This is a genomic window from Saprospiraceae bacterium, assembly GCA_016715965.1.
Lineage (GTDB): Bacteria > Bacteroidota > Bacteroidia > Chitinophagales > Saprospiraceae > Vicinibacter.
The window spans coordinates 1,843,614-1,859,001 of the sequence record JADJXG010000001.1; the positions used below are offsets into that span (position 1 = coordinate 1,843,614).

Genomic DNA, 15,388 nt, shown 5'->3' on the forward strand with positions numbered 1-15,388 from the left:
TCAAAGTGAGTGACAGGATAGAATTTGCTGAGATATTTTAATACATTTACTTGTTTTGAATATATGCAATTTTTGTGGAAAGCAATGGAAAGTATCAAAAGCTGATATCTAATGAAGTATTTATTTCACGACCAAGACTAGGGCTTTTATCATTTTAAAGCGAATTTGTCTGGAATTTCCCGAAAATCAATTACATGACTCCAAAGAAAAATTCCCGGCTCTATCGAAATTGATGCCGGGAATTTCTTTCAACTAATAAATTTATCTAATAAAACAGTTCTATCATCTATTTATTTTGATTAGTTTGAAATGTTTTATTTTTTGATTGATTTTAACTTTCAAAAAATAAAGACCAGGTGAGTATGCATTTCCAAAGTTGATCTGATTTTCATTTTTATTCATGACCATTTTTTCAACTTCTTTCCCATATTGATCGAAAACCTCCAACTGCGCATTTGAAGAATCAATATTGTCAAGGGTTAATTTGAAATCTTCAGAACTTGGGTTTGGAAAAACTCTGATATTGGAATCGAAATAGTCTAAAGTCTTGGAGGATATATTGGAGGAAATACAAATTCCTTCAAAATACAACTCCGTATTTGAGTTTAATAGATCCCCATTCAAACTATTCTCCACATAGACCATTAATTTACCTTCAATTCCACGATCTAAACATTGTCTTGCTAGAGCTTCCGGTAATGAAATCAAAGAATTAATTTCACACCATTCATTGGGTAAGCCTTCTAAAGGAATTTTAAGAATGGTATGATATCCGATGTATTCTTGAGAAAGGTTTGAAGCTTGAATTGTTTGCTTGCTTGGAACAAATGCAACCACCAACTTTGATCCAAGCTTTGACTCTGTGTCTGCAACTGGTTTAAATCGTATTTTTAGTTGCCGATTGTTTGTAGATAGACAAACATATTTAGATGTAACAAGCCTATCAGATCTATCTAGATTTCCTTTGATAAGGATGCTATTTCTTGGTTGATCTGACTGATTTTGAATCCATTTTGGATTTCCCTCAATAGCATTCCAAAGAAGAGAATCTGAAAGATCATCATTTAAATGATCTAAATCACCTAGAGTAATGCAATTCTCACCATTGGCAAATGATTGAGGTGATGGAGTGCATTGAATATCGAAAGTATATATTCTGCCACTCACTTCACAAATACTTCCATCGTCTTTTTTGCGAGTAACACTCATTCTAATCTTATATATGCCTGATACACCAAAATTATGACATATCAATTGATTACCTACACTTGTTGCGAAAAGTTGATTGCTAGGCAAAATATACCAGTTAATCATGTCGCATGCAGTAAGTTGGAGAGGCGAAAAGCAAGCAATGCATTTGTCTATGACAAGCACCTGGCTTAAACCCGCTTCCATGTCTTCAAAGAAATCAATATAATCGCAGGGACATTCTTCATCACAACCTTTCAAGCTAAGGTGGATTTTACATTCACACGGGATAGCATTATCACAATAACCAGTAAGGATCAAATCGTATTCTCCCCCTGCAGTAATGACTCCAGGAGGTATGATCAATCCGAATGCAGGATATGCCAATGTCGTTCCTGAGGCCACAATGGAGGAAGTATTCGAATTGACCAATATCCATTCAACAGTACTGATCTCACAATCACTTCTGCATAAAAGATTTCCGCTAAATGTCCAAAAACAGTTATCCGGTGGGCAGTCCAATCTTGCTGTATCCCCACAATCCACCATGGTCTTTTGGCTTTTATCCCAATAAAATGAAAGGCCATTAAAGCTTTCACAGTAGCAATCGTCCTCACATTCAACAGTTACAGTATCACACATTTCTAATGTCCAACAAGGTTTCTTTGTAGGATCTCCATTTGGATATTCGGACACAAGTACGCAGATAATGTAAATACCTGAATTTGTATAGGTATGTGACCAAGAACCCGTTGTTGGAGTTGGACTCAATGGTGGTGGAGGAGGATATTCACCAAAATCTGGTGCTGATTCAAAGTAATGGCAATCTCCAAGCTGCGGTGCTGAAATGCTTACATTGCAGCCATTTTGAGTGATTTGGAATCCTTGATTTACCAACGATTTGAAGGTTTGATAATTTTTCTTGTCACAACATTTTTTGCAATCAAGTGAAACCATGCGTCTGATTTTTACCTCATTACAAATTATACCATCATCATTATATTCTACCACATAAATTTCAATCAGGTAGCTCACACTGACATTGCTGTATTGATGCATGAACATCCCACCATTACCAAAAGGGCCATAATCTATGGTACCATCTTTCCAATTGATGTATTTAATTTCATAATGGCAATCATCTGGTAGGGGATCAATATTAATGATGGCTTTACAGTTAAATTTATCCTGAGTTATCGTGATTCCCTGATTTACTAATTTTTCAAAATCCACCCTATTTCCACAACAACTGTCACATGGAAGAATCATGAAAGGTTTTACACATGCACAGGTATCACAGCCACAAATTTTATCAATCGAAAAGTAGTATTCAACCCCAGGTGTAAAAATCGAATAAGGGATGCTGTTGATATTCCAATTGTTGTCTGTTGTTGCAAGGCCTATTGTACCAGAAAGAATGCTGTTGTTTTGCTGATCTGAAATATTCCAGGATACCTCTCTTTGACAAGAATCCGTGCAAAATATGTCACCTTGCAAATTAAATAATGTCGCACTTATAGGGCAAGGAATCTGCCAAGCTACAGGATCATTGCATGGGCTAAATAAATTGAATTCAGAATTGTAGGCATTGAGGGTACCATTTTCTTCACATGCACATGAATCAAGGATGGTGATGCAAACATCATCCACAATGATGAATGAGGTAGAGTCGCCATGATTAATAGCAGATCGATTCCATGGTGAGATCGCGAGATTGGAATACAATTGACTAGGTCTCCAATTAAAAGAATAAGTATTGTTTGAATAAGTAATAGGTGTTGGTGTAATTCCAATATTTTCACATTGTGATCCGCCACACAAATAATTAAAGATACCATTGAAGGCCATAAATCTGACTTGTCCGGGAATCAACTTGTTTGGATCTGGATGTTGACGCGCACAAAACTCAATCTGATAGAGGTATTTAGGATCAAATGAAAAAGTTTGAGCGATGGCTTCTCCAACTACTTGGTTGCCCCACATCAAAGCCGCTCCGGGTCTTCTACATCCAACAGCCGATGCCTGCGGAGTTCGAGATGCATTTACCCAATTGTTTACGTTACCACTGGTTCCAATGTTACCTGAAACAAATCCATCCTCAAATTCAGGGTTGAGCACTAAATTATTTTCACAGAATGACTCACAAAGCAATTGACCTTCTCTACTACAAACACGCGTCTCTTCCATAAGCAATGGATCTTCTGCATAGAAGTCAACCGAAATTTGAATATCAGTACCAACTGTGGAGGGTTGATAACAAAACTTCAAAATGGAGTTTAAGAATCCAGGAGGTATATTTCCTCCATTGTATTGAAGACAAACTTGATTGGGTGAAGGCGAAGAACAATAAGTCCATGATGGATCGTGCATGATGTCAAACATATAAGATCCAGTTATACTCACCTCAATATAAGTAAAATAATCAATTCCACACCTATTGTCTAAACTCAGGACCATACAGCAACTGTCTTCTACATTTTGTGGATCTAAGATCAATACAATATCTTCACAAGGGTCACAACAATGTTCAATATCAAAACAAGTTGTGTCAAAACCAAAACAATGACTACTATCGGAAAGTATAGCATCTGTTGCTATGCAAACCTGTTTTGTGGTCAAAATAGCTGTGTTGCTTTCCAATATTAAACATTGCGAGGACGATGTAGCTCCTGGAGCAAGATTCGGGATGAGATCTAATTGTATTGGATTGCTGTAACCAAAAGAACTGCATGAATGAAACCCAAATCCTGCGGAACTAGTGTGAATATTTATGTAATCAATGTCTTGAGTTCCCTGATTAACAACATTGAAATTCAAGATATACTCATTTGGATTTTGAGGATTGCATATTGCTGTCAAATTAATAATTTCAGCACAATCAATGGGAGGAATAGGTGTACAACGGGCTATGACCGTATCACGACAGACAATTTTTTTGCCCCCTGATTTGGTCATTTCATACCAGACGAATTCAATGAATTGACTATCTAATGCTCCAGGAATACCACTTAGACAGAATTTGAAAAAATCACTGGATATTCCTCCCGGAAGGCCTGGATCGCCTTCGATTGCTAAATTCTGACCCCCTCCAATAATTGATAATCCTGACAATGTATTTGCTTTTGAAAATGTCCATCCTGGTGTCAATATATTTATAGCAACACAAGGCAAAGTGAATCCAACATCATTAGAAAGTTGAATGGTGTAGCAACAGGAATCATCAATACTAATTGTTTCCATCATTGCAACTTCTATTTTGTCACAGCAACTGGAAGTATCAATGGATTCTGCACAATTGCAATAATATTTTCCAATGAATATATCTTCATCTACTGCAGAATAAGCAGTTCCAGTTAGTATCTTTGGAGCAGGATAAAGATTAGTGCTATTGGTCCTTCCAATAATGGAGAATCCCATATTTTGATCAGGCACAATAGACCATACATCATCTTTTCCATTTCCATCTACATGATGTGATTTTACAATTTCACAATCTTGATTTATAAATCCAAAGTACAAATTATGGAAACTGTACCCCTGCACTCCCTCAGTATTGTTGACATTTTTACCTCCGGCAAAATAAATATTTTTGTTTTGATCGACACTAATTTCAGTGATGGCAGTATGTGGATCCATTTCCCTTATACATTTTGCTATTCCCTGTTCATCATATCTTGCAATATAATAGGTCTGTGCAGGTCCAGAAATGTTCGTAAATAGTGGATTTCCTCCACGCGGATCAAAATTAAATTCATAAGGAAATCCATGGTATTTTTCAATAGAAACTGCGAAACCACCTGAATATGCCTCTATGTCACTACTGATACCATGATGCCAACCATTGGGTATTGCAATTCCAAGAATAGGAAAGGCCCAAAGAAAACTTCCGTTTTGACCAAATTTAGCGACAAATGCAGCAGCATTTACATCCGGTCCCCCTGATAAATCAGGATTATTGTCTTGATTAAAATCTACTGAGTTAGAGAAATGGCCGCAAACATACATGCTGTCAGTTAATGGATCAATACTGACTCCAAGAGGGTAAGCTCCTCCGGTATTGTTTGACAATGGAGTGAGTGATTTAACCCAATCTAAATGTCCATCTGAAGCTTTAAATTTGGCAAGATAAAAATCCTGATTTCCTTGATTGTTGATGGATGGAATTGCCATTCCAATCGGATCAAAATTTACAAGCCCAGTAAAAATTCCGGTTAGTACAGGGTTATTTCCTGCATCTAGATCCATATCGGATACAAGCGTCCTTTCATTGTCATTCCCAAAAGCCAATGCCCATTCCAATTCCGGAAGTGCACAAGAAGGCTTATCTTTATATTTTGCCAGGAATACATTGACACCTGTTCCCTTTCTATCAACAGTTTCAAACGATCCTAAACCATCGGGTAATTGGATGGATGGGCTGTTAAATATTCCAGTTAAGTAAAACCCATCTTGAAAATGTTTGATCACAAGTCCTTGATCAGATGCTGCTCCGGAAATCGTAAACTCGTAGCACAAGGAGAAATCAGGATTATATTTTATAACAAAGCAATCTGTATTTGCAGCGACAGCAGATACTTCAGAATTGGGTCCATTGTGATAATGACCGGTACAATATTGATTTCCGTTTAGATCTTCATCGATGTAAAAATCTGAAACATCGGCTAATGTTCCTCCTATGGAAGGAATGTAGGAATCTCCAAATAATTTGAAATATTTTAGTGCTATTTCCTCCTTAGTACAAGATCCACAATCAACGCAAATCGAAAAACAACTGTCTTTTTGAAAGCAAACCCTGCCGTCTATACAAGACTCTTCGAACCTAAGGCAGATTTCAAATTCACCGGATGTTGTATAACTATGCGATAGTTCGACGCTTCCAATTCCATTGTAGTATCCGCTCGTACTTCCATCTCCCCAATCAACCATCATTCTTTGCCACCATCCAATGCATTCATGTTCAATACAGATGGTGCACGAATCTCTAAGCACTTTCACAGGATTATTAATAACCGCCAAAAATGAATTATAATCAAAGCAGCAGCTGTCTATTGGACAGTTTCCAAAATCAATTTGGCTAATGACGGAGTGATGATCAATGACATCAATTTCATAATTAAGTGTAGTTGGAAAATTTTGAATATGTGAATATTTTTGTACTTCGCAAACGATATAATGTCCTATCGGAACATTTTGGAATTTGTAGAATCCATTTGCATCTGTTGTGACAGTTTGCACGATATGACCAGTCTCGTCTTTTAATTCAATGGTCCAATCCTTTCCAGGAGGATCAGTATCGTCCCTTTTACCATCACATTTTAGATCTAGATATTTTTGTCCTACAATAAAATTTGTCGCATTACAACATGTAGATTTAAGCAGCCCTACCCCAGTGATTATTCCTGCAATATTTAAACCCATGGCTACACTATGAAGATTTCTTAACTTGGCTTGCAAGCAATAGTTGCCGCCTGATAAGTAAAATGAGTGAGATGATTGGTGAGAAACAGTACCATCAAATGCAGATTTTAATACGCTTGGAATATCTAAAAGATTTGCGATGACAATTCCTGTTGCAGATTCAATAAGAGAAATTTCTAGCGCGTCATCAGCCAATGCTTGCAAATCTATGGTTACAAAACTTGAATCTTGACAAACACAAAAACAATTTTGAAAGACATAAGGTGTATCAGGAGCTTCGTTGTTGACATCCAAGCTTGAAAATGGGTAGGCAGAGATCCATTGAGATTGACCTGGGAAACCACTCCAAGCCGTATGCGGGGTAATAATATGAGCAGGAAATGGATAAGCTAAACCTGAAACTGGTGCATTCACCAATACCCATTGACTTGTTGCACTTCCTACTGGAAGCAAGCTACTTGAAAATGGATCAAATCCTGTACTAATATTCAACACATTGGTAGCACAGCTATCTTCGCAATGATCCTCACAAACAGGAATTTCAATACATAATTTGGTAAAATTTTCACATTCTAAACCAGATTGTATAAGTGTAGCATTAAAACAAAATTGGTGTAAGTCAGTGAGAACATTAATAGAATATATTTTAATCTTTAAGAGACCTGAACAACTGTCCTTGGATACTGGTGGAATTAATTCAATCTCAGTCGTAGGAGTTAATGAACCATCGGGCTGAATGAAAAATATATTTGGATCACAAGATTCAAGATGAAGCCCTTCTGCTAAATCCAACCCTGAATTTAAGATCATAAATTCCAATTCAAATTTATGCGTATTGAAAGAATCGCAAGTAATCAAAGGGTTTTTTATTTCAACACAACTATCTACTACAGCGCCACATGCTAATAACAGATTGGTATCACATGCTACAGTCGCCTCATCAGTTTGGTAAAATTTAATGGTAAAAAAATTAGACAACGTACTCGCAAGTATTGTTTCCGGGGGACAATCCAAGGTAATTGGAGTTAGTTGATCAACATTGGTTCCATTGCCCAATTCTCCAAAATAATTTTGTCCCCATATATGTAGATTTCCATCAGCATCTAAATACATGGAATGTGACCCTCCGATGGAATATTGGTTTGGGTCAGTAGAAGTTGAAAGTTGGGTTGGAGATAGTGCGTTTAATACGGTGGCATTGCCCACCTGTCCTCTAGTATTATTTCCCCAAAGCCATAAACTTTCATCATTTTGTTGCGAAATAAAGTGCTCTACACCTGACGATACTGATTCCCACGTATTTGTGGTCCCTACTTGAACCGGTATTATTCTGTTTGTGTAAGTGCCATCACCCAATTGACCATATTGATTTCTTCCCCAGGCCCATCGCGTACCATTGTCCCTAATTCCAATGGTAGATTCCCAACTTGCTGCAATATCCAACCATGTTGTACCTGGTTGTATTAATGTTGGAGTTGTTCTGGTTGTATTTGTACCATCACCCAATTGAAGAAAGTTGTTCCTTCCCCAAGCCCAAAGGGACCCATTGTTCTTTAAAGCCATGACATGGTAACCCATGGAACTTAATTTTTTCCAATCCATTGCACTTCCAATTGGAACAGGTTCTTTTCTAGTAGTATATGTGCCGTCTCCAATTTGACCATATTGATTATTTCCCCAGGCCCAAAGAGTTCCGTTGTTTTTAATCGCGTAAGAGGTATAGCCTCCTGCATGAATGTATTTCCAGTCTAAATCAGAACCTACTTGCGTTGGAACGTTCCTGTTAAAATTATCATTGAGCCCAAGTTGGCCTTCAAAATTGTATCCCCAAGACCACAGTGATCCATCATTTTTAAGCGCAAGGGCAAAATGATTTCCTCCAGATATTTCTTTCCAATCATTGTCAGTTCCTACTCGCATAGGAGTATTTTGATTGACGTTATTTCCAATACCCAACTGCCCACTTGAATTTTGGCCCCAGGCCCATAAACTTCCGTCGGTTTTGAGGCCTAAAGTATATCCACCTCCTCCTTCAATTTTAGTCCAACAACCAAGACTTTCTTTAACACTATCAATACAAAATTCAACTATGCCAGCATGATATCCAGCAGGAATTGCCGCAGCGGGATAGTCCAGACAAACAGATTGAGGTGTAGGCGGAATAGGAAAAAACCAAGGTGCAGAAGTGCTTGTGGAAATTAAACTTATTGTAGGATCAGTACATTCAATTTCAATTTTTCCGAAAAACGGAATATTGCAATTATTCGTTAAGTCTAGGGCAAAGCAACAAGAAGTGTCGTTTGAGATGTTTCTACCTGAGATATAAATTTCTTCGCATGGTGTGCAACAAGGTTCAAGTGGTAAGCATACTTTGTCAAGGATATTGCAATACATTCCATCTGCAATTAGACTAAGCTGAAAACAAAATTCAGTAATATCACTGATCGCTTCATCGGGTTTAACTATCAATTGAATAGTACTACTGCAACTGTCTGGTTTTAAAATATCAGTTAAATTTATATTCATGTTTTGCAGTGCAGATGAACCAAATCCAATTTCGTCCGTGCAAGATGTAAGACCTAATTGCGAAGCATATAACTGGCTTAAATTTTTTATTTGAAAACTTAAAATGTATTCACCATCATTTTCAGGATTGCATGCAATTTCTACATTCTTGAGCTCTAAACAACTGTCAGAAGATGCAGGTGGAGGGCAATAAAATTTTAATGTGTCCGTGCATACAACCACAGGTTTGTCAACAGCATCCAATTCATAATAATTGATCAATACACATTGTGGATAATGCGATGGATCTGTTACCCCTGACAAACAAAATTTGACAAGATCATCATAAGTACCTGGAGCCAATCCTTGTCTGCCAGGAGTATTTCTTGTGATTAAAAATTCTTGAGAACCTAATGGGAGTAAGGATAAATTCGGGTAGCTTATCATGGTAGAAGTAAAACCAACGCCAGGAGTTAGTATAACGGCCCCAACGGCATAAAGGGAGAGTCCTTTTAGATTAAAATCCAGTGTATAACAACATTGGTCAGCACTTGGAATTGAACCCGACTGGCAGGAATCTGCCATAAGATATGTCGTTACACCAGCTTCACGGGCCTCACAGGCATTATTATATAAAATACCATTGCATCCACATACCGGATTATATTCATTTGTGCAAGGATTACCTGTTATAATGCTTGGATCTATGCAGGCTTGATTTTGTGAAATTGTATCTGCCATGACCATGATGGAATCACATGGAAATCCCGATGATACATCTTCGTCGCATCCACATTTAAAAACCTCAATATCTCCCATCAGTCTTTTGGATTGTCCACCGAAAATTGTATTATTAATTAAATAGGCATCAATATGAGCGCTTGAATTTCCAACTGATGGAATTCCTGATGCTCCATAAACATTATGAATTGCATCCACGGTGGACCATACATCCACATCTGCGGTTGGCAAAGTTAAAGGTGGAGTGGATGCAAAACTGGCATAACCATAATCATTCCCGCCAGAACAATTACTTCCAGATGAGCCTTGAGGACCTACATGATAAGTTCTATCAAGATTCCAGCTGCCACTTGATTGTAGATATTGCATCAGCCTTGCTCTATGAGCGCCAGACTCATCCGGACAACACATGGATCTTTCAGATACCAGCATCTGACCATTACAACCAAATGATATATCCGAAACAGGATTGGAAATTAGACTTGTTAAACTAGCTATAGTGTGTACCTGGGTTAAAGTAATTTCCCTTCTTTCAATAGAAGAAAAGTTTGCATCATCATTTAAAGCAATAGACCAAATTTCATTGGAACCCAAGCCAGAATTGAAAACAGGATTGCATTGAATACAATTGTTTGGACTGCCTACTTCTCCACCATTTTGCATCCATCGGCCAAAATATAGTCGATTATCAATTGGATTCGCCGCAATTCCCCATATTAATTCTCCTGGTGGAGCTATATCATTGCCACTTGCATCACGGGTGAAAGGATCGTAAGAGTTATAATTAGAGCTTGAAGTAGGATTGCCATTATGCGCATCCAAATCAATTCTATAAATCTTTCCATCTTCCCAATTGGTGGCAAATATGAAGTTACGACCAGAAATTGATTTATAATAGCTAATATTACCTAATCCTTTTCCTAAATTGGGTAATCGGACATAAAGTTGGATAACTCCTGTAGAGGGATCAACTCGATATATCTCACCACCGGTATTCGAAGTATTCATCCCAAAATAATTAACGGGATAAATGATGGTGGACGCTAAATATACAAATGAAGCATGATCGATGGTCGTGCCAAAAATCTCACCCGTATTTAGAGCATTCCAATGTGGGAATTCGGTGGATTGAAAAGCAGGTGATGTGGGTCCGAGAATTTTATTATGACCTGTCTTATCTTTAATATTCAAAATTTTAAAAGTGTTTGCTGTGGGATTGTTTGAGACTCTGGTTCCGGAGTATTTTGTTATAATAGCTTCTCCGCAAAACGGATTTAATACAATAGCTGGTTCAACGCGAATAGTTTGCAAGCAGCTGGCTTTGTGTCCGCAATCATCTATAGCCTCCCATCTGCGTTCGATTGTAATAGATCCATCCGGCAAATTGATTTGACTATCTACATAAGTTATAGTAGGATTAAGATCTGACAAGTCTGTTGCTGTTGCATTGCCGGTATAAGTCGGATTTGAATTCACAATGGATTGGATGGTAATATCAACTGGACATTGAATGACCGGAGCTGAATTGTCAATTCTAATAATTGTTTGAATACAACTATTGGTATTTCCACACAAATCATTTACTGACCAAGTGCGTTTAACAATGGTGGTGCAAGGATTTGTTTTGTTTTCAGTATCTAGATAAGTTGGAACACTTACTCTTCCACAATTGTCTTGAGTTGATGGATTTCCAGTTTGGTTGGGATGAATGGATACTGAATAATTCTGTATTCGATCAGGTGGACAAGTTATACTTGGTGGGACCAAATCCTGTACCACATTATTGATACAAGTTGAACTTGAGCAATTGGCATCCGTCACGGTGACACAAACCCTAAAAACTCCACATGAACCATAGCTGTGGGAAGGATGGCTAAATGTGGATGTATTCATACTACTACCCGGTTCGCCAAAATCCCATTGATAAGTTGGATTTAAAGCAGAAGTACTTGCAGAAAATTCAAAGGACTTACATCCGCTTTGACTGGCCTGAATGCTTACATCACAGGATATTTTGCATATTTCAAACAGTTCGTGATCACTAAGCAATATTGTATTAAGTGAGTTTCTGGTACCACTGGTTCTTGGTACCACTGGCAGTGTTTGTGAGTTCGTACCCGGTGTAAATGGCGATACAGTCAGTGAGTTACTGCTGGTAAGACAATTCTCAAAATTCAGATTATCCACAGAAATAAATCCATCCTGTTGACCAAATCCATTGGTTACCGGTGTCCGACCATCTACATAGACATATTTATCCGTTGATTTTCTTGTTAAAAATCCTTTTAAGAATAAATTTTCACCATTGTCCAGGAACTTATTCCATTGAACGTTGAGCTGATTTTGTCCAACAGTTATTTTGCTGATAATTGATCTTCTTCTATTTCTAGCAATCCCAGTTCCAACTAATAAATACTCTGAATTTGAAATTCGGACTATTTGATCAATACTTTCTAATTCATTAAACCGAAAACTACCATTAACAGTTTGGAAAAAACCTCTTGAGTTGTATATTCCGCAGGAAATATTTTCATACATTTCAAACCCTGTTGAAATGGATTTTACGTCCAGATAGGAGGAAGGTATATCATAATAGCTTACAGAATTATTGATAAAATTGAGGTTTTGGTCCAGACGAACAAACGCTGCTTTGTCACCATAATAACCAGACATTGTAAGTTGTGCGGGAAAAGGAATTTGACTTACAGCCAATGAAAAATTTTGATTCAAAGTTTCTGAACCAATGGTTTTTCGCTGACTTAGAATTCCTTCCGTATTCATTTTACTCACTGCAGTGTATTCTATTCCACCGTACCTTTCTACAGAGATCAGGACAAATGGGTTATTTGGATCTGAGCCAAATTCGACAATCTGATTGATCCTTTCATCGGCGGTATGATCATAGGGGTGTATATATGAAAATATGCCATCGAGATTACATTTGCCGATCAGTTGATCGGAGCCGGATCCATAAGTGCCTGTATACCCAACCAAATAAATGGATTCACCGAAAAATATGAAATTGTTCCATTCCCCTTGCTGAGGCACCATTACATTAAACAAAAGGCTGCCCTGCTCCGAAATCCTAGTCAATGTCGGATTGCTGTTGGACCTACCCAATAGGAAATAGTCTCCGCTGCTGTGGACAAAACACTTCGAGAAACTTTGGTTCAATGTTTTACCCCAGTAATATTTAAAGTATTCATTACTCGCGTCCTTTGGAATGCTGGGAGTATCATTCAAATAAGGACATTGGTATTTGCATTGATACTCAAGACCGCTTGCTTTAGATATCAAAACAAGGGTCATGATAAGAATAGAATAATGTAGTTTTAGCAGCTTTTTCATTGGTTTGGTTTTTTAATGTAAATAATTTTTAATAGCCTGTTTTAATTCGTTTTATTGGAATTTTCTATTGGACTCAAAAATAAATTGAAGCTTATGCTCAGGCCAATTAGTCTTCCCGAGCTTTGATTTTTCCTTCCCTGATGTAAATAATTCATTCATATTAAAATTGCTCTGACTGTAACTTTTGACAATGTCGTATATACAATACAATGTACCGGAGTTGGCAATGTGTTACCCTTTGCATAAAATATTTTAATATGATTGATTGAAGAAAATTGGAGAGTGCTGATCTATGCCAATTATTTTGGAAGGAACAAAGTGTAGAGTGAGAACTCTAGTTCTTCTTTGCGTTTTTGGGCCAGTGGAATTTTGTGCCCGGATTTGAGAATGAGAACTGAACCCTCCTTTTTAGAATATTCCTTGATCATATGCAGGTTGACCAGGTATGAATTATGACTTCGGAAAAACACCTCATGGTTGATCAACTCCTGGATTTTAGAAAGTGGCCTAGCACATAGGAAAGGCTCTTCTCCTAGTAAGTAAATTTTAGAATAAGCCCTTTCAGCCTTTATAAAAATAATTTCTTGAAAAGAGAAAAGTTGAAATCCGTTGGTGTCCTTAAGTAAGAGTTTTAAAGCTTGATATGGCTTTGCATCGCGGTTTGACATTCGGTATAGGTTTTAAAACTAAAATCCAACCGGATGATCTGCTATTTAATATAGATCATCTTGTGGATTTATCTTTTTGATACCTGTAGAATGTTTAAATAATGAAAGAATGTTACCTTGTCAAGTTGAAAATATCCATAAAATATTCGAAATCATTTAAAATTTAATAATCATTATAACAGCCACATTTACAATTCCCCATTATTAAAGAACCATCCCGAGCTCGCTGAGGATTAAATTTCGAAATATTATACACTTGTCCATTAAAGGAAGATGTAGGTAACTGAGGGAGTAAATCAGTATCTGATAATAAACTTAAATTTGTTTCAGGCTTGACAGCCACACAGAAACTAACAGAAGCAATAGAACCCTCTTTACTTAATGGATTTAGTCCCTTTTTGCATTTTTTACCAACACCAATGAAGGAGAATTTAATATTATCTATTACTTTGCTCAATTTTAGATAAGAGTAGGAAGTTGGTGCAACAGCAATGTCTAAACCACATCCTCCGCATGTTCCATATCTCCAAGCCCCAACCGTCAAAGTAGAAGGGTCGACACAATATGGTAGTTTCATTTTTAATGAGATATTTCCTACAGAAGAAGCTCCATCATTCTGAACTTGCACATAATATTGAATTACATATTTTCCATCTCGATTGGATATACATCTAATTTCAATGAAATTAGGATCATGATAGGGTAGTAATAAGTCTTCAAATTCTTGAACTATTCTATCTCCGCAGAAGAGTTCACTTTTAATTGTACTACCATTATAGTCATTTGGATAGTCATATTTTACTCTTAAATTGATAAATTCATTTTCAAAAGTTATATTTGGAATACCAATTACTGGAGTATATATAACAGAGGGTGAATTAAACGAAATGCTATAGGAACTTCCATTTTGAAATACTGGACTACCAGTAAAAATGTCATCATTCACTTTTAGTTTTAACTCATCGTCACATTTCTCTTTTATTTCTTTTGGAATAATAATTGTATAATCTTTTCCCCTAACAAGGCTATGATTTGTAGTTACTTGGTTTGAAGCTGGAGGGAAAGGTGAAATTGGAGTAAAACTTCCTGTTAGAGTATTAGGACTTAAAGATACATAGTTTGGATTGTCATCATCTTCATAAATATTTGTCAAATATAAATATTTTATGAATGTAATATCTTGAAACGGGATTGGATTTATCTGCATTGCTGATATGCCATTTCCCCCAAAAAGTAATGGGTTCGGATACGTCCTTGAATTATAATAATTCCCATTATTATAAATTATGAAAAAATCATTGCGTGCAACTCTACCTGGGGGGTTAACAGGAGTTGTAATGCCAGTAAAATTAATAGAGTTATCTCCGGAGGTAAATGTGGGATCACTATAGATACTATATTGATTTTTAAATTTTCCATTCTTTATCAACCATTGTTTATCATCAGTTTGGCATACTAAATTAAACGTTAGAAGTATAAATAGTACAATCAAATTTAATTGACAAATTGTTTTCATAAGT

3 protein-coding genes are annotated in these 15,388 nt (G+C 36.8%); all 3 read right to left on the bottom strand.

Features of this window, described 5'->3' with window-relative positions; genetic code table 11:
- Positions 1 to 282: 282 nt before the first annotated feature.
- The 3 genes from IPM48_06995 to IPM48_07005 all read right to left on the bottom strand — a co-directional run bounded on the left by IPM48_06995 (position 283) and on the right by IPM48_07005 (position 15,384).
- The gene (locus IPM48_06995) at positions 283 to 13,200 is read right to left on the bottom strand and encodes a T9SS type A sorting domain-containing protein (protein ID MBK9271327.1); all 12,918 of its coding nucleotides are present in this window, start codon (positions 13,198 to 13,200) and stop codon (positions 283 to 285) included.
- 299 nt (positions 13,201 to 13,499) lie between these two features.
- Entirely contained in the window at positions 13,500 to 13,868 is a 369-nt protein-coding gene (locus IPM48_07000) for a LytTR family transcriptional regulator (GenBank protein MBK9271328.1), read from the bottom strand.
- A 163-nt stretch (positions 13,869 to 14,031) separates the two neighbouring features.
- Positions 14,032 to 15,384 carry a hypothetical protein gene (locus tag IPM48_07005; protein ID MBK9271329.1) on the bottom strand — a complete coding sequence of 451 codons (1,353 nt, stop codon included), beginning with the start codon at positions 15,382 to 15,384 and terminating at the stop codon, positions 14,032 to 14,034.
- Positions 15,385 to 15,388 lie beyond the last annotated feature (4 nt).

Bases quoted from the DNA above. Each gene is read 5' to 3' on its own strand.
- IPM48_06995 (MBK9271327.1), bottom strand. From the start codon at position 13,200: ATGAAAAAGCTGCTAAAACTACATTATTCTATTCTTATCATGACCCTT.
- IPM48_07000 (MBK9271328.1), bottom strand. From the start codon at position 13,868: ATGTCAAACCGCGATGCAAAGCCATATCAAGCTTTAAAACTCTTACTT.
- IPM48_07005 (MBK9271329.1), bottom strand. From the start codon at position 15,384: ATGAAAACAATTTGTCAATTAAATTTGATTGTACTATTTATACTTCTA.